General features: G+C 62.9%; 14 protein-coding genes. 8 read left to right on the top strand and 6 right to left on the bottom strand.

Features of this window, described 5'->3' with window-relative positions:
* Positions 1-11: 11 nt before the first annotated feature.
* From M8Q45_RS11400 to M8Q45_RS11365, 8 genes are all read left to right on the top strand, one after another.
* Complete coding sequence (locus M8Q45_RS11400) at positions 12-755, top strand: glycosyltransferase family 2 protein (protein WP_249874819.1); 744 nt, start codon at positions 12-14, stop codon at positions 753-755.
* A gap of 1 nt (position 756) precedes the next feature.
* Positions 757-1050: a lipid-A-disaccharide synthase N-terminal domain-containing protein gene (locus tag M8Q45_RS11395; RefSeq protein WP_030138848.1), complete on the top strand. Its 294-nt coding sequence runs from the start codon at positions 757-759 to the stop codon at positions 1048-1050.
* Positions 1051-1117: 67 nt separating this feature from the next.
* Positions 1118-2575: an ArnT family glycosyltransferase gene (locus M8Q45_RS11390; RefSeq protein ID WP_249877313.1), complete on the top strand. Its 1458-nt coding sequence runs from the start codon at positions 1118-1120 to the stop codon at positions 2573-2575.
* Positions 2576-3011: 436 nt separating this feature from the next.
* Entirely contained in the window at positions 3012-4676 is a 1665-nt protein-coding gene (locus tag M8Q45_RS11385; protein WP_249874818.1) for an AMP-binding protein, read from the top strand.
* Between the two features lie 16 nt (positions 4677-4692).
* Positions 4693-5454: an SDR family NAD(P)-dependent oxidoreductase gene (locus M8Q45_RS11380; protein ID WP_030138851.1), complete on the top strand. Its 762-nt coding sequence runs from the start codon at positions 4693-4695 to the stop codon at positions 5452-5454.
* A gap of 11 nt (positions 5455-5465) precedes the next feature.
* Positions 5466-6653: an acetyl-CoA C-acyltransferase gene (locus M8Q45_RS11375; RefSeq protein WP_249874817.1), complete on the top strand. Its 1188-nt coding sequence runs from the start codon at positions 5466-5468 to the stop codon at positions 6651-6653.
* Between the two features lie 9 nt (positions 6654-6662).
* Complete coding sequence (locus tag M8Q45_RS11370; RefSeq protein WP_249874816.1) at positions 6663-7790, top strand: acyl-CoA dehydrogenase; 1128 nt, start codon at positions 6663-6665, stop codon at positions 7788-7790.
* Between the two features lie 129 nt (positions 7791-7919).
* Positions 7920-8693 (top strand): enoyl-CoA hydratase, encoded by a 774-nt coding sequence (locus tag M8Q45_RS11365; RefSeq protein WP_249874815.1) that lies wholly within the window; start codon positions 7920-7922, stop codon positions 8691-8693.
* Positions 8694-9377: 684 nt separating this feature from the next.
* Here M8Q45_RS11365 and M8Q45_RS11360 read toward each other — a convergent pair.
* From M8Q45_RS11360 to M8Q45_RS11335, 6 genes are all read right to left on the bottom strand, one after another.
* The gene (locus M8Q45_RS11360; protein WP_249874814.1) at positions 9378-10529 is read right to left on the bottom strand and encodes an acyl-CoA dehydrogenase family protein; all 1152 of its coding nucleotides are present in this window, start codon (positions 10527-10529) and stop codon (positions 9378-9380) included.
* 2 nt (positions 10530-10531) lie between these two features.
* Positions 10532-11638: an enoyl-CoA hydratase/isomerase family protein gene (locus M8Q45_RS11355; RefSeq protein ID WP_249874813.1), complete on the bottom strand. Its 1107-nt coding sequence runs from the start codon at positions 11636-11638 to the stop codon at positions 10532-10534.
* A gap of 134 nt (positions 11639-11772) precedes the next feature.
* Positions 11773-12480 (bottom strand): HPP family protein, encoded by a 708-nt coding sequence (locus M8Q45_RS11350; protein WP_249874812.1) that lies wholly within the window; start codon positions 12478-12480, stop codon positions 11773-11775.
* A gap of 171 nt (positions 12481-12651) precedes the next feature.
* On the bottom strand, positions 12652-14031 hold the full coding sequence (locus tag M8Q45_RS11345; RefSeq protein ID WP_249874811.1) for a UDP-glucose dehydrogenase family protein: 1380 nt from the start codon (positions 14029-14031) through the stop codon (positions 12652-12654).
* Positions 14032-14143: 112 nt separating this feature from the next.
* The gene (locus M8Q45_RS11340) at positions 14144-15070 is read right to left on the bottom strand and encodes a LysR family transcriptional regulator (protein ID WP_249874810.1); all 927 of its coding nucleotides are present in this window, start codon (positions 15068-15070) and stop codon (positions 14144-14146) included.
* A 53-nt stretch (positions 15071-15123) separates the two neighbouring features.
* A complete protein-coding gene (locus M8Q45_RS11335; protein ID WP_249874809.1) occupies positions 15124-15657 on the bottom strand; it encodes a hypothetical protein in 534 nt (177 codons plus the stop codon).
* Positions 15658-15662 lie beyond the last annotated feature (5 nt).

Here is a 15662-nt window from a genome sequence, read left to right as displayed (position 1 = left end):
GTTGGAGCGTCATGCAGGAAACTCCTTATGTGTCGGTCCTGATTCCGGCGAAAAACGAAGCCGGCAACCTCATTCCCTTGCTGGAAGAAGTGCGTGCGGCCCTGGCCAACGAGGTCTTTGAGGTCATTGTGGTCGACGATGGCAGCACCGACGCCACCGCGGCCGAGCTGCGTGCGCTGCAACGCGGCGGCTATCCCCAGCTGCGGGTGCTCAGCCATGCCCGTTCCCTCGGCCAAAGCACTTCGATTTTCCACGCCGCCGAGGTGGCGCGCGGGCATTGGTTGGCGACCTTGGATGGCGACGGTCAGAACGACCCGGCGGACTTGCCGAAGATGCTCGACCTGGTGCGCGGTTCGGAGGGTTCGCCCGCAGGTGTGAAGTTGGTGGCCGGGCATCGCGTCAATCGCCGGGACACGGCGAGCAAGCGCTGGGCGTCGCGATTCGCCAACAAGCTGCGCGCCAGCCTGCTCAAGGACCAGACGCCGGACACTGGATGCGGCATCAAGCTGATCGAGCGCCAGGCATTCCTGCGGCTGCCGTATTTCGATCACATGCACCGTTTCATTCCGGCGCTGATTCGTCGCCACAACGGCCGGATGCTGGTCCAGCCGGTCAACCATCGTGAGCGCGGCGCCGGTGTCTCCAACTACGGCAACCTCGATCGCGCCCTGGTGGGCATCCTTGATCTGTTCGGTGTGTGGTGGCTGATAAAGCGCACCCGCCTGGACACCCACGCACAAGAAACCGAGGTTTGACATGGGCAGAGAATCGTTGTGGCTGGCCGTCGGCTTCGGGGGGCAGCTGGCATTTACCGGGCGTTTCGCCCTGCAATGGTTGTACAGCGAGTACAAGAAGCGCAGCGTGATTCCCGTGGGTTTCTGGTACTTGAGCATCATCGGCAGCGCGTTGTTGCTGGCCTATGCGATCTACCGCCAGGACCCGGTATTCATTGTCGGCCAGTCATTCGGCTTCATCGTCTACTTGCGCAATCTGCAACTGATTGCCAAGCATCACGAGCGCGAAAACCGTGAAGTGGCGGGGAAGGGCTGAGACGGTGAGGATACGATTGTCCAGCGCGCGACTGGAATGCCTAGCGTGGGGAGCGCTGGCCTTGATCATGGTCGGTGCCGGCCTGGGCTGGCGCCAGCCGATGAATGTCGACGAAGAGCGCTTCCTCGGCGTCGCCCTCGAAATGCTGCAAAACGGCTCGTGGTTCATTCCCCATCGCGCCGGTGAAATCTACGCGGACAAACCACCGCTGTTCATGTGGACGGTGGCGTTGTTCGTGCAGTTGACCCATCTGCCCAAAGTCGCGCTGTATCTGCCTGCGCTGCTGGCCGGCGCAGTCACCACGGCGTGCCTGTATGACCTGGGCCGGCGCCTGTGGGGACGGCGCATGGGAAGCATCGCGGCGCTGTTGTTCCTGGCGACTTACCAGACCTACAGCATTCTGCGCACGGGCCAGATCGATGGGTTTCTTGCGCTCTGGACCCTCCTGGGCATCTACGGTTTGTGCCGGCACCTGTTGCTCGGCCCGGCCTGGGGCTGGTACTACGCGGCCTGCGCGGCGATGGGGTTCGGGATCATCAGCAAGGGCGTGGGATTTCTGCCGGCGTTGATGCTGATTCCCTACGCATATGCGCTGCGCAAGGGTTGGAAGGGCGTAGTGCCGATGCCCGGCAAAGCGTTGGCCTGGTGGCTGGGGCTGGTCGTTGCGTTGGCGGCCATCGCGGTATGGCTCGGGCCGTTGCTGGTGATCGTCGGGCAGGGCAGTCCTGACAGCCTGGCGTATGTCCAGGAGATCTTGTTCAAGCAGACGGCCGGGCGTTATGCCAACGCCTGGGAGCACCGCGAACCATTCTGGTATTTCATCGTCCAGGTGATTCCAAAATACTGGTTGCCGGTGTTTTTCTTGCTGCCCTGGCTGGTACCGGCGTGGCGCAAGCAGCTCATCAAACACGACGGCCGGGTGTTGGTGTTGCTCGGTTGGGTGATCCTGGTCCTGCTGTTCTTCAGCCTGAGCAGCGGCAAGCGCAAGCTGTACATCTTTCCGGCGTTGCCGGCCTTGATCCTGTTGGTTGCACCGCTGGTGCCGTGGATGCTCCGTCGTTGGTTCGGCAAGCGGCCGAGGGGCAGGATGGCGTTCGCCGCCTTGACCGCGGTGTGGCTGTGCGCCTGGTTCGTGCGCGGTTTCATTGAGCCCTACAAGGAAGGCGTCAACCCCCATGAGACCTTGATGCGTGATGTGGCGCGACTGACGGGCAACAGTGAGTTGGTGCTGGTGGGCTGGCGGGAAGGCCACTGGTTGTTCGCGCAACAGCCCATCGTGCATTTCGGTTTTCATACCGGCGATGCCCTGGAACAGTCCGCTTCCTGGCTGCGCAGCCATCCGCAAGCGTTTGCCTTGGTGCCGGAACGGGACCTGGCGCGTTGTTACGACCCACAAAAGGCCCGCCGGGTCGGCGATACCTCCCGGGCCAAGTGGTTCCTGGTGGGGGTCGATGCGGACAACCAGCGCTGCCAGCCTCCGGCGCCGGAAAAGGCCTATTCCTTTGCCTGGAAACAGCCTTTGTAGCGGCCGTAATGTTGTCCACTCAAGAAAAACGCTGACCCCGTGGCGAGGGAGCTTGCTCCCGCCGGCCCCGTAGGAGCTGGCGAAGCCTGCGATCTTTTGATCTTTTGATCTTTCGCTTGAGATCCAAGTGTCCTCGGAAAGATCGCAGCCTCGCTTCGCTCGGCAGCTCCTGCCGCGCGGCCCAGCGGGAGCAAGCTCCCTCGCCACAGGTGTTTGGTGGGACGGGGGTGCTTACAAAACCAATGCCGGCCACAAAACCGATGTGCGCGAGCCTGCTCGCGAAGAGGCCATGCCTGGCAACACCGACTTAAGTCCATGGCCAAACCAGTCAAGCAACTTGATGGCTTTGACCATTGCCCCCCAAGCCCTTCGGCGCGAGTATTTGCCTGCTATTCACGGTTCCCCCACCAATAAAAAGTACAGAGGGATTCTGGTCATGCGCGATTATTCGTCCGCCACGTCGCAGTTCGATTACCTGCACACCGTCAATGCCGCGTTGCACGGCTCGCTTGAGGCTCTCAACGCTTGCGTGGAATGTTGCGACCGGCATGCGTTGCCGGGTCGCATCGCCTTGTTCTGGGAGGGCCGTGACGGCAGTGACGCGACCTGGACTTACCGTGACCTGCAAGACAACGCCGCGCGTTTCGCCAATTTCCTGCGCGCCCAAGGCGTCGGCAAGGGCGACAAGGTTGCTGGCCTGTTACCGCGCAACGCCGAATTGCTGATCGTGGTGCTCGCCACCTGGCGCATCGGCGCCGTGTACCAGCCGCTGTTCACCGCGTTCGGTCCCAAGGCCATCGAACACCGCCTCGGCAGCTCCGGCGCGCGGATCGTGGTCACTGACGCGGTCAACCGTCCCAAGCTCAACGAAGTCACCGGTTGCCCCACCGTCGTCACGGTCGGCGGTGCAAAGGGCGAGGGCATTGTCCGCGGCGATTACAGTTTCTGGGCCGAGATCGCGAACCAGTCCAACCAGTGCGAACCCCTGATGCTGACCGGCGAGGATCCGTTCTTGCTGATGTTCACCTCCGGCACCACCGGCCCGGCCAAGGCGTTGTCGGTGCCGCTCAAGGCGATCGTGGCGTTCCAGAGCTACATGCGCGACGCCGTGGACCTGCGGCCGGAAGACGCGTTCTGGAACGTCGCCGACCCGGGCTGGGCCTACGGCATCTATTTCGGCGTGACCGGCCCGTTGGCGTTGGGACACCCGATTACCTTCTACGACGGCCCGTTCACCCTGGACAGTACCTGCCGCGTCATCAACAAATACGGCATCACCAACCTGGCGGGTTCGCCCACGGCCTATCGCCTGCTCATCGCCGGCGGCGAGCAGTTCGCCCGGTCGATCAAGGGCAAGCTGCGGATCGTCAGCAGCGCCGGTGAGCCGCTGAACCCGGAAGTGATCCGCTGGTTCGCCGACAACCTGGACGTGGTGATCCACGACCATTACGGCCAGACCGAACTGGGCATGGTGCTGTGCAATCATCATGGCCTCGACCACCCGGTGCACCAGGGTGCGGCGGGTTTTGCCTCGCCAGGCCACCGCATCGTGGTGCTCGATGAAAACCATCAGGAACTGGGCGTCGGTCAGCCGGGCATTCTTGCCGTCGACCGCAGCCAATCACCGATGTGCTGGTTCGCCGGTTACGAAGGGGGCCCGACCAAGGCCTTCGTCGGCGATTATTACCTGAGCGGCGACACCGTCGAGTTCAACCCCGACGGCAGCATCAGCTTCGTCGGGCGCAGCGATGACGTGATCACCACGTCCGGCTACCGGGTTGGCCCGTTCGATGTGGAAAGTGCGCTGATCGAGCACCCGGCCGTGGTCGAGGCCGCCGTGGTCGGCAAGCCCGATCCGGAACGTACCGAGCTGGTCAAAGCCTTCGTGGTGCTCAGCGCCCAATACCGCGCCGCGCCAGAGCTCGCCGAAGAATTGCGCCAGCACGTGCGCAAGCGCCTGGCGGCCCATGCCTATCCCCGTGAAATCGAATTTGTCAGCGACTTGCCGAAAACCCCGAGCGGCAAGTTGCAGCGCTTTATCTTGCGCAACCAGGAAATCGCCAAGGCCCAAGAAGCCGCGGCGCAGAACGTTTCAGCTTGAATCCAAGGAAACCATGATGCAGATCGACAACAAGATATTCCTCGTCAGCGGCGGCGCTTCGGGCCTCGGTGCGGCCACCGGTGAAATGCTGGTCAAGGCCGGGGCCAAGGTGATGCTGCTGGACGTCAATGCCGACGCCGTGGCTGCCCAGGCGCAAAAGCTTGGCTGCCAGAGCGTGGTCGCGGACATCAGCAACGAAGCCGCCGCCGAAGCGGCGGTCAAGGCCACGGTCGATGCGTTGGGTGGCCTCAATGGCTTGGTCAACTGCGCCGGTATCGTGCGCGGCGAGAAGATCCTCGGCAAGAACGGTCCCCACGCCCTCGCCAGTTTCAGCCAGGTGATCAACGTCAACCTGATTGGCAGTTTCAACCTGCTGCGCCTGGCCGCGGCGGCCATTGCCGAGACCGAAGCCAACGCCGATGGCGAGCGCGGTGTGATCATCAACACCGCGTCGGTGGCGGCCTTCGACGGTCAGATCGGCCAGGCAGCCTATTCCGCGTCCAAGGGTGCGATCGCCAGCCTGACCCTGCCAGCCGCCCGCGAACTGGCGCGTTTCGGCATCCGCGTGATGACCATCGCCCCCGGTATTTTCGAAACCCCGATGATGGCCGGCATGACCCCTGAAGTGCGCGATTCCCTGGCTGCCGGCGTACCGTTCCCGCCGCGCCTGGGCAAACCCGCTGAGTACGCGGCGCTGGTCCGGCATATCATTGAAAACAGCATGCTCAACGGCGAGGTGATCCGTCTCGACGGCGCCTTGCGCATGGCCGCCAAATAGGAGGATTAGTCATGTCCCACGATCCGATTGTCATCGTCAGCGCCGTCCGCACCCCGATGGGCGGTTTCCAGGGCGAATTGAAAAGCCTCACCGCGCCGCAGCTGGGTTCCGCCGCCATCAAGGCCGCCGTGGAACGAGCCGGCATTGCCCCCGAGGCGGTTGAAGAGGTGTTGTTCGGCTGCGTGCTCGCCGCCGGGCAAGGCCAGGCGCCGGCACGGCAGGCAGCGCTGGGCGCCGGGCTGGACAAATCGACCCGTTGCACCACGCTGAACAAGATGTGCGGCTCAGGCATGGAAGCGGCGATCCTCGCCCATGACATGCTCGTCGCCGGCAGCGCCGACGTGGTGGTGGCGGGCGGCATGGAAAGCATGTCCAACGCCCCGTATCTGCTGGACCGCGCTCGCGCCGGCTTGCGGATGGGCCACGGCAAGGTGCTCGACCACATGTTCCTCGACGGCCTTGAAGACGCCTATGACAAGGGCCGCCTGATGGGCACCTTTGCCGAGGACTGCGCCGAGGCCAACGGCTATAGCCGTGAAGCCCAGGATGCCTTCGCCATTGCCTCCACCACCCGCGCCCAGCAAGCAATCAAGGACGGCAGTTTCGATGCTGAAATCGTCCCGTTGCAGGTCATGGTCGGCAAGGAACAGGTCACTGTGCGTCACGACGAGCAGCCACCCAAGGCGCGGATCGACAAGATCCCCACGCTCAAGCCAGCCTTTCGCGACGGCGGCACGGTCACGGCAGCCAATGCCAGTTCGATTTCCGATGGCGCCGCGGCCCTGGTGCTGATGCGCCAGAGCCAGGCGCAACAGCGCGGCTTGAAACCACTGGCGGTCATTCACGGCCATGCGGCCTTTGCCGACGCCCCGGGCCTGTTCCCCACGGCGCCCATTGGCGCGGTCAAGAAGCTGATGGGCAAGACTGGCTGGTCGCTGGACGAGGTCGACCTGTTCGAGGTCAACGAAGCCTTCGCCGTGGTGGGCGTGGTGACCATGGACAAGCTGGAAATCCCCCACGACAAGGTCAACGTCCACGGCGGCGCCTGCGCACTGGGGCACCCGATCGGTGCGTCCGGCGCACGCATCCTGGTGACACTGCTGTCGGCCTTGCGTCAGAAAGGCCTGAAGCGCGGCGTCGCGGCGATCTGCATCGGCGGCGGCGAAGCCACGGCCATGGCCGTTGAATGCCTGTACTAAGGAATCACCATGCTCCCGACTGAAGAACAGACCCAAATCCGCGACATGGCCCGGCAGTTCGCCCAGGAGCGTTTGAAACCGTTCTCGGCTGAATGGGACCGCGAGCACCGTTTTCCCAAGGAAGCCATCGCTGAAATGGCCGAGCTGGGTTTTTTCGGCATGTTGGTGCCGGAACAATGGGGCGGTTGCGACACCGGTTACCTGGCCTACGCGATGACCCTGGAAGAAATCGCCGCCGGCGACGGGGCGTGCTCGACCATCATGAGCGTGCACAACTCGGTGGGCTGCGTGCCGATCCTCAAGTTCGGTACTGATGAGCAAAAAGCCAAGTTCCTCACGCCCCTGGCCAGCGGCGCGATGCTCGGCGCCTTTGCCCTGACCGAACCCCAGGCCGGCTCCGACGCCAGCAGCCTGAAGACGCGGGCGCGGTTGGAGGGCGACCATTACGTGCTCAATGGCAGCAAGCAGTTCATTACCTCCGGGCAGAACGCCGGGGTGGTTATTGTGTTCGCGGTCACCGATCCGAGCGCCGGCAAGCGCGGCATCAGCGCGTTCATCGTGCCCACCGATTCACCGGGCTACAGCGTGGCACGGGTCGAAGACAAACTTGGCCAGCACGCCTCCGACACCTGCCAGATCCTTTTCGAGAACCTGAAAGTTCCGGTGGCCAATCGCTTGGGGGACGAGGGCGAGGGCTACAAGATCGCCCTGGCGAACCTGGAAGGTGGGCGGGTCGGCATCGCGGCACAGTCGGTGGGCATGGCCCGCGCGGCGTTCGAAGCGGCGCGCGACTATGCCCGCGAACGCCAGAGCTTCGGCAAACCGATCATCGAACACCAGGCCGTGGCGTTCCGCCTGGCGGACATGGCGACGCAGATCGCCGTGGCGCGGCAGATGGTTCATCATGCCGCCGCGCTGCGGGATGCCGGCCAGCCCGCGCTGGTGGAAGCGTCCATGGCCAAGCTGTTTGCCTCGGAAATGGCCGAGAAGGTCTGCTCCATGGCGCTGCAAACCCTGGGCGGCTACGGTTATCTCAACGATTTTCCGCTGGAGCGCATCTACCGCGACGTGCGGGTCTGCCAGATCTACGAAGGCACCAGCGACATTCAACGCATGGTTATTTCGCGCAACTTGTAGAGCTGCCGCAGGCTGCGATCTTTTGGTTTTGATCTTTCGTTCAGGAATCAATTGGCAGGAAAAGATCGCAGCCTTCGGCAGCTCCTACAAGGCATCGAGCCAACATTCCGCGCTTAACAGGAGTTATCTATGAGTTACGAAACGATTTTATTGGAGATCCAGGACCGCGTCGGCCTGATTACCCTAAACCGTCCCCAGGCGCTGAACGCCCTCAACGCGCAGATCGTCAGCGAGCTGAACCAGGCCCTGGACAGCCTGGAAGCGGACCCGAAGATCGGATGCATCGTGCTGACCGGCTCGAAAAAGGCCTTCGCCGCCGGCGCCGACATCAAGGAAATGGCTGAGCTGACCTACCCGCAAATCTATTTGGATGATCTGTTCAGCGACAGCGATCGGGTCGCCAACCGCCGCAAGCCGATCATCGCGGCAGTGAACGGTTTTGCCTTGGGCGGTGGCTGCGAGCTGGCGCTGATGTGCGACTTCATCCTGGCCGGTGACAACGCCAAGTTCGGCCAGCCGGAAATCAACCTCGGCGTACTGCCGGGCATGGGCGGCACCCAGCGCCTGACCCGTGCGGTGGGCAAGGCCAAGGCCATGGAAATGTGCCTGACCGGGCGCTTTATCGATGCGGTGGAAGCCGAGCGTTGCGGCATTGTCGCGCGCATCGTGCCGGCTGATGAGCTGCTGGATGAAGCACTGAAAACGGCGGCGTTGATTGCTTCCAAATCCGTGCCCATCAGCATGATGATCAAGGAAAGCGTCAACCGTGCCTTTGAAGTCAGCCTGTCCGAAGGCGTGCGCTTCGAACGCCGGGTATTCCACGCCGCGTTCGCCACGCAGGACCAGAAGGAAGGCATGGCCGCGTTCGTGGCCAAGCGTGCCGCGGAATTCCAAGACAAGTAGCGCAACTGGCGCCTGCGACGGCGGCGGTAGATTCGGCATGGATGCGGCAGACCTACCGCTTTCGCGAGCAAGCTCGCTCCCACAGTGGGTATGAGGTGTACGCGATACGGCGTACACCACCGAACCCTGTGGGAGCGGGCTTGCCCGCGAAGGCGGCGGTACATTCGGCGTGGGTGTGGCAGACCTACCGCTTTCGCGAGCAAGCTCGCTCCCACAGTGGGTATGAGGTGTACGCGATACGGCGTACACCACCGAACCCTGTGGGAGCGGGCTTGCCCGCGAAGGCGGCGGTACATTCGGCGTGGGTGTGGCAGACCTACCGCTTTCGCGAGCAAGCTCGCTCCCACAGTTGGCCTGAGGTGTACGCGATACGGCGTACACCACCGAACCCTGTGGGAGCGGGCTTGCCTGCGAAGGCGGCGGTAGATTCGGCATGGATGCGGCAGACCTATCGCTTTCGCGAGCAAGCTCGCTCCCACAGTGGGTATGAGGTGTACGCGATACGGCGTACACCACCGAACCCTGTGGGAGCGGGCTTGCCCGCGAAGGCGGCGGTACATTCGGCGTGGGTGTGGCAGACCTACCGCTTTCGCGAGCAAGCTCGCTCCCACAGTGGGTATGAGGTGTACGCGATATCCGTGTACACCTCAAAAAACCTGTGGGAGCGAGCCTGCTCGCGAAGCTTTACACCAGGTAGTGCTTCAGCTCCCGGGCAATCACCATTCGCTGAATCTCGCTCGATCCCTCATAGATCTGGGTAATCCGCGCATCCCGGTAGTAACGCTCCACCGGATAATCCTCCAGATACCCATACCCCCCATGGATCTGTATCGCCGACGAGCAGACTTTCTCGGCCATTTCCGAAGCGAACAGCTTGGCTTGCGACGCTTCCGACAGGCACGGCTTGCCCGCGCTGCGCAACCGGGCGGCGTGGAGGATCAGCAGGCGGGCGGCGTTCAGGCGGGTGTGCATGTCGGCCAGCAGGTTGGCGATGCTCTGGTGCTCGATGATCGGTTTGTCGAACTGCACCCGATCGCGGGAATAAGCCAGGGCCGCTTCGAACGCCGCGCGGGCGATGCCCAGGGCTTGGGCGGCAATGCCGATGCGACCACCTTCCAGGTTGGAGAGGGCGATGGCCAGGCCTTTGCCACGGGCGCCGAGCAGGTTGGCCTCGGGCACGGTGCAGTTGCTCAGCGTCACCGCGCAGGTATCTGACGCGCGGATGCCCATTTTGTGTTCGCAGCGGTCAACGTTGAACCCCGGCGTGTCCGTTGGCACCAGGAATGCCGAAATGCCTTTCTTGCCCAGTTCCGGGTCCGTCACGGCAAAGACAATCGCCAGTTTTGCCCGCTTGCCGTTGCTGACGAACTGCTTGGCGCCGTTGATCACCCACTGACCGTCCCGCAGCTCGGCGCGGGTGCGCAGGTTGTGCGCTTCCGAGCCAGCCTGGGGTTCGGTCAGGCAGAAACAGCCAATCGCCTGGCCGCTGGCCAGGTCCGCCAACCAGGTCTGTTTCTGTTCATCGGTGCCAAAATTGAGGACCGGCCCGCAACCCACCGAGTTGTGGATGCTCATCAACGCCCCGGTGGCGCCGTCACCCGCGGAGATTTCTTCCACGGCCAGGGCATAGGCGACGTAATCGACATAGGTACCGCCCCATTCTTCGGGCACCACCATGCCCAGCAGGCCCAATTCGCCCATCTTCGCCACCAGAGCGTCATCGATCCAGCCAGCCTTTTCCCAGGCTTGGGCATGGGGGGCGATTTCACCGCGGGCGAAGTCACGGGCCATGTCGCGGATCATCACTTGTTCTTCGGTCAGCTCAAGGTCGTGCATGTTCAATTCCCGTGGTAGTCGAAGCCGTCGAAGAAACTCGCGACCTGTGCGGCGTCCAGCGCGTCCAGGGTCGGTGGGTTCCATCGTGGGTTCTTGTCTTTATCGATCAGCAAGGCGCGCACGCCTTCGATCAGGTCGCCGCGCGCGAACCATTGGCGGTCCAGGTGCAGCTCCAGGGCAAAGCAGTCTTCCAGGCTCAGGTGCCGGCCACGACGCAACATCTCCAGGGTCACCGCCATCGCCAGGGGCGAGCGGGTCTCCAGGAGTTCGGCGGTTTTCAGTGCCCACTGATGGCTGTTCGCGACGGTGACCTGGCGCATCTGCTCGACCATGCTGGGGACGTCGGGCAGGGCGAAGAAATGATCGATGGCCGGTCGCAGGTCGGCCAAGGGCGGGGCAGGAAGCTGTTGCACAGCGATTTTTGCCAGCAGGCTTTGCAAGTCCTTGAGTGCCGTGTCGCGCCATTCCAGCCGATCGAGACGCTCATCGAGCTGGGTGAGCTTGCGGCTGTCGAGGTACCAGTCGGCCAATCCGCAATACAGCGCGTCGGCGGCACGAATATGCACGCCGCTGACGCCCAGGTAGATGCCCAGCTCGCCGGGAATGCGCGGCAGGAAATAACTGCCGCCCACGTCGGGGAAGTAGCCGATGGCGACTTCGGGCATGCCCAGGCGGCTGCGTTCGGTCACGATCCGCAGGTCGGCGCCTTGCGCCAGGCCCATGCCACCGCCCAGCACGAAGCCGTCCATCAGGGCGAGGATCGGTTTGCGATAGTGGTGGATCGTCAGGTCGAGGGCGTATTCCTCGACGAAGAAATCTTCATGCAGGGTATCGCCCTGCTTGTGGCTGTCGTACAGCGAACGGATATCGCCGCCGGCGCAGAACGCCTTGTCACCAGCGCCGCGCAGGACCACGGCGCGGATCTGCGGGTCGTGGGCCCAGGCATCGAGTTGTTGCTGCATGCTGCGCACCATGCCCAGGGTGAGGGCATTGAGGCCGGCGGGGCGGTTCAGGGTCAAGTGGCCAATATGGTTGCGGACTTCGACCAGCACCTCGTAAGGCGCGGTTTCGACGCGGTCCGCAGCTTGGGATGAAACCTGAGCTGTCATCGCTAACTCCCTGCTTTTATTGTTCTTTATAAATAATGTCGCGCGTACCCGGTCGGGATCGTAACAGTGCAAATTTGCATTGCACAACCGGGATACGTGCAGGTCCTGTCTGCATATTTATAGCAGCCACAGGCTCAACCGCGACCCGACAGTACCTCCGTGATGCTGCGGCGCTTGGCATGACGCTCGCTGGCGTGGATCAATTGCTCCAAGTCTTCGGGGGTTACGTCGAAGAATGCTTCCATTTCCTCAAGTGCCGACTTCAAGTCTTCAGCGGTGATGGCCTGGCGATCGACGGGGGGATGGTCGGCCGGTATCACGGCCACCGGCTCGCTGGCGCGCTTGGGATAGCGCACGCGCGTCAGGTTGTTGTAGGCCAGCGCAAAGGCGAGCAGGCCAGAGCCGGCCAGCATCGCCGCCCCCACTGCCTGCCAGTCCAAGGCAATGATCGACGGATCGGCCAGCACCAGCGTTGCGGCCAGGGCGCCCGCTGGCGGATGCAGGCAACGCAGCCAGCACATCAATATCAGCGCCATGCCCGCCGCCAGGCAGGCGCTTTCCAGCGTGCGGCCCAGCACATGGGCCACCAACAACGCGAGGACCGAGGCACACAGGTAACCGCCGAAAATCGACCAGGGCTGGGCGAGGGCGCCCGATGACACCGCGAACAGCAGCACAGCCGAGGCGCCGAGTGGGCCGATCAGGTGCTGCGCCACCTCAAGGCCGAACACCTGGCCACAGAGCCAGACACTGAACAAGGTGCCGAAGGACATGCCGATGGCGGCACGGCTCCATTCGGTAGGACGGGTATTGATAGCCGCGGGGAACCAGCGAGAAAACATTCAGCAACATCCAAAAAACGAACAAAAAAAGGGGCTTACGGGGTAAATCCAAGAAAGCCCTTTAAGTGTTCCAACAGTTGGGGGAGGAACGGTGCACAGTGTGCCGTCCGCCCCCTTGGGTTACAAATTCATATTAATGCTGGTTGAGTGCATTAATTTTGAAGTAATGAATCAGGCGCTTTTGGAAACCTCAAGCCACGCCTGCTGTGCAATCGGTAAATTGCAGGATTGCCCGCGCCCCATCGGGAAGTAGATAAACCCCTTGTCCGCCATGCGTTCCGGGTCGTACAGGTTGCGACCGTCGAAAATCACCGGGGCCTTGAGCCGTTGCTGGATCAACTGGAAATCCGGGGCCTTGAACGGCTGCCATTCGGTGCAGATGATCAGGGCGTCGGCCCCCGGCAAGACCGATTCCGGGGTGCCCATGAGCATCAGTTTCGGCTCGTCGGGGTAGAGCAACTGGGTTTGCTGCATCGCCTCGGGGTCGAACGCGCGAACACTCGCCCCGGCCGCCCACAGCGATTCCAGGAGCGTGCGGCTCGGTGCGTCGCGCATGTCGTCGGTGTTGGGCTTGAAGGCCAGGCCCCACAATGCGAAGGTCTTGCCCCGCAGATCGCCTTTGTAGAACGCCTTGATGCGCTCGAACAGCTTGTGTTTCTGGCGCAGGTTGATGGTCTCCACCGCTTGCAGCAGGTCGCTGGAGCAATGGGCTTGTTCGGCCGTGTGGATCAAGGCGCGCATGTCCTTGGGAAAGCACGAGCCTCCGTAGCCGCACCCGGGATAAATGAAGTGGTAGCCAATCCGTGAGTCCGCGCCAATGCCCAGGCGCACGGACTCGATGTCGGCCCCCAGGTGCTCCGCCAGTTCAGCGATCTGATTGATGAAGCTGATCTTGGTCGCAAGCATGCCGTTGGCGGCGTACTTGGTCAGTTCCGCGCTGCGCAGGTCCATGAACAGGACTCGATCGTGGTTGCGGTTGAACGGGGCGTACAGGTCGCGCATGGTCTCGCGCACTTCATCGCGCTCGCAGCCGATGACGATGCGATCGGGGCGACGGCAATCGGCGACCGCCGAGCCTTCCTTGAGAAATTCGGGATTGGAGACGATATCGAACTGCAACAGGCGCCCGGCCTTGAGCAGGCACTTCTCGATATGCGCCCGCAGGATATCGCCGGTGCCCACCGGCACGGTGGACTTTTCCACGACGATCAGCGGTTGCTCGCGGTAGCGGGCCACCGCCTCGCCAACGGCCAGCACCTGGCGCAGGTCCGCAGAACCGTCGTCCCTCGACGGCGTACCGACCGCAATGAACAACACCTGGCCATGCTGTACGGCGAGTGGCTCATCGCTGGTGAAATGCAGGCGCCCGGCCTCCAGCCCCTCGCGCACCAGCGCTGCCAGGCCAGGTTCGAAAATACTCACCAGGCCTTGTCGCAGGTTGGCGACCTTGTGTTCGTCAATGTCCATGCACACCACGTCATGGCCAACCTCAGCCATTACCGCGGCTTGCACCAACCCAACGTAACCACTGCCGAACACACTGATTTTCATGGCGGACTCCCTGGATCATCCTGAGCGGTGGGCACCGCCGCAGTTCGCCGCAGTGCGCTCGCCCCAGAATAAGTCGGGGATGTTTCAGTTCACTGACAGTCCGGCGCTGTGCTCAGGCGTGGCTCGGCACCAGGCGGTACTCCGCCGGGAGTTGCGCGACATAATCGTCGACCACTTCCCGGGTCAGGCTGACGATGTCTTCGACGCGCTCCATGCCCGCACCGGTCCGCCAACTGGCGACGATGTCCATGACCGAGGGTAGCGGCACGCCGTCCACCAGGACCAGCGAGCCCTGGTTCAGTTCACCCACCACCAGCGCCGCAGGCATGGCGCCGATGCCAAAGCCATCGCGAACCAGGCGAGTGATGGCTGACGCCGAGTTCACGCAGTTGATACGCGGCGAGACAAGGTTGGCCGAATGCAACATGTTGAGCAAATCCTGATGCGGCCGGGAATTGCGCGAGAAGGTCACGATACGTTCCTGCGACAGGTCCTCCAGCGAGGCGTAGTGGCGGTCGTAGACGGAACCGGTACGCGCCACCCAATGCATCGGATAGCGGGTCAGCAAGGTGTTGCGCACGCTGTCCAGGCGCAGGATGTCAGTCTGGAAAATGATGTCCTGGTAGCCCTTTTCCAGTTGCGAGCACAGGTTGCTCGCGGTGTCGGCGGTGAGCTCGATTTCCAGCGCCGGATAACGCTCCATCAGCCGTGTCACCAACGGGCTGAGCCACGTGTGGATGACGGTGTCCATCGCACCGATCCGAATCCGGCCGCGCACCTGGCGCGGATCCTTGATCACCGCTTTCATGCTCTGCATGGTGACCATGATCCGCTCGGCATACTCCAGCACGCGCTGGCCTTCGGCGGTCAGCGACACACCTTTGGAGTCACGCACGAACAGGCGCACGCCCATTTCGTCCTCCAGGGCCGCGATCCGGCTGGAAATCGACGCCTGGGTGGTGAAGAGCTTTTCCGCCGTCAGCCGGAAGCTCTTCAGGCGTGCGACCCAGACAAACGTTTCCAGAAACTTGATGTTCACGTCGGCGGTTCCTCGAAACTGAAGGACAGGGCGTTGGGCTTCCCGAAGGCAGATCAGCCCGCTGAGATGTATTGGACCACGTCTTCAAGCGCCGTTGAATCCGGCGCCGTGCCCACGGCGGCATTCGGGGCGCACCACGGGTATTCCAGGTGCGAGGCCCAGTTCATCACCGCCGGCAACTCGGCTGCCGGCAAGGTTTTCATGTGCTCGATGGTAATGACCAGTCCCTCGGCCAGGGAGGACGAGGGGCTGAACCGCCAGTCATATCGCCCGCAGCCGACGCGGACCTCGCCATTGTGCTTGTCCGACATCGCGACCAGCCATTTGCACTGGAATGTCTCGATGTTGCCGGCAGGCGGTGCCTCCAGGCAGAACGTGTAGACGTTTTCGAACGTCTGGTTGAAACGGCTGACCAGGACGTCACCGATCGCGCCACGGCCTTCGACGTGATCCGGGAATGAAATGGAACCGGTGCGAACCACCATGTCGAGGATCGCCCCGGCGGTGAAGGCCTGGTCCAGCAGGTGCGGACGGTTGCCATCCTTGGCGTGGATGTAGTGCTCGATCGATCGTTGCGCAGTGGTCATCAGTT

This window comes from Pseudomonas sp. T1.Ur, from assembly GCF_023516725.1.
Taxonomy (GTDB): domain Bacteria; phylum Pseudomonadota; class Gammaproteobacteria; order Pseudomonadales; family Pseudomonadaceae; genus Aquipseudomonas; species Aquipseudomonas alvandae.
Note: the sequence above shows the minus strand (reverse complement) of the source record. Positions and strands in the feature narration are given on the sequence as shown.